Raw genomic sequence first — 1,394 nt, 5'->3', positions numbered from 1 at the left:
CGCTGCGCGATGCGCAGGACCTGATGGCCTACCCGTTCTTCTCGCTGGCCAAGTCGCCGCGCGCGGTGCCGATCCGCTTCGACGCCGGCGGTGTCTCGCTCACCGTCGAGGGTGTGCCCGAGCACGGCATCGCGACGATCTGGGATGCCGACGTGCTGATCTGGGCCGCGAGCCAGATCGTCCAGGCCAAGAAGGAAGGCATCGCGCCTTCGCGCCTGATGGTGGCCACGCCCTACGAGATCCTGCGCTTCGCGCAGCGCGGCACCGGCCGCAGCGACTACCTGGCGCTGCGCGCCGCGCTGGACCGGCTGCAGTCCACCACTGTCGCCACGACCTTGCGCCAGCGGGAGCGTCCGAGCGGCGCGATGCGCGTGCACCGCTTCTCCTGGATCAATGAGTGGAAGGAATACATCCGCTCCGACGGACGCGCCGACGGCATCGAGTTGATCCTAGCCGACTGGTTCTTCTCGGGCGTGATGGACGAGGCCTTGGTGCTCACGCTCGATCCCACGTACTTCCGGCTTTCCGGCGGCATCGAGCGYTGGCTRTAYCGGYTGGTGCGCAAGCAYGGMGGSCGGCAGCCCGGSGGCTGGCGCTTYGCMATGCGCCACYTGCATCTGAAGTCCGGAAGCCTGCAGCGCCRYTCCGACTTCGCGCTGCAGGTGCGCCATCTGGTGCGGCGCCAGGCGSTSCCGGGCTACYGGCTGTCCATYGAGCGCAGTGGCGGCATGGAGTSGTTGGCTTTCCGGCCGRTGCMGGGYGAACCGTTTCAAWGCGACTTATCCACAGTTTCTGTTGAAGAACCTGTGGATGACGTGGGGAYGGGCTCGGTGGATCGCCCGCACGACSCTCGGTGGATCACCCGCAGAAMYATCGGTGGATCRCCCGCACCGATCGGKCSGRARGCCGCGCCCGGCAACGGYTTCGGGCCTCCCTAAACATCTAAAGGGATACATAAATGGAAGTCACGCGCGCGCGAGCCGAAGGTGCTCAAACAACAAGCAGCGCTTCTGCCGAGGCAGCCCAAGCAGACCAGACGGCCGAAAACCGCTCGCTAGAAAGGGGGCCCCGGCCCGGSAAGGTGATCGCGCTGCTGAACCAGAAGGGCGGCGCGGGCAAGACRACGCTCGCCACGCATCTGGCCGGCGAGCTGGCGATGCAAGGCCRGCGCGTCACGCTGCTCGATGCCGATCCGCAAGGGTCGGCGCTGGACTGGGCGCAGCGGCGGCTTCAGAACGGTGAGGCGCGGCTGTACGGCGTCTTCGGATTGGCGCGGGACTCGCTGCACCAGGAGGCGCCGCAGATCGCTGCGCAGGCCGACTACGTGGTCATCGATGGCCCGCCCCGGGTCGCGGCCCTCGCGCGCTCCGCGCTGCTGGCCGCCGATCTGGTGC

2 protein-coding genes are annotated in these 1,394 nt (G+C 68.1%); both read left to right on the top strand.

The window, feature by feature from the left end:
- Positions 1-938 (top strand): replication initiator protein A (locus AC1DOC_RS33630; RefSeq protein ID WP_478131568.1); only part of this gene is annotated, 938 nt, incomplete at its 5' end.
- A 20-nt stretch (positions 939-958) separates the two neighbouring features.
- Positions 959-1,394, top strand: a 436-nt coding sequence (locus AC1DOC_RS33625) for an AAA family ATPase (RefSeq protein WP_478131567.1), incomplete at its 3' end; no start/stop codon positions are given.

It is taken from the genome of Variovorax sp. 01T439_2 (assembly GCF_056398445.1).
The sequence above is the reverse complement of the archived record's forward strand: the minus strand, read 5'-3'. Positions and strand labels throughout refer to the sequence as shown.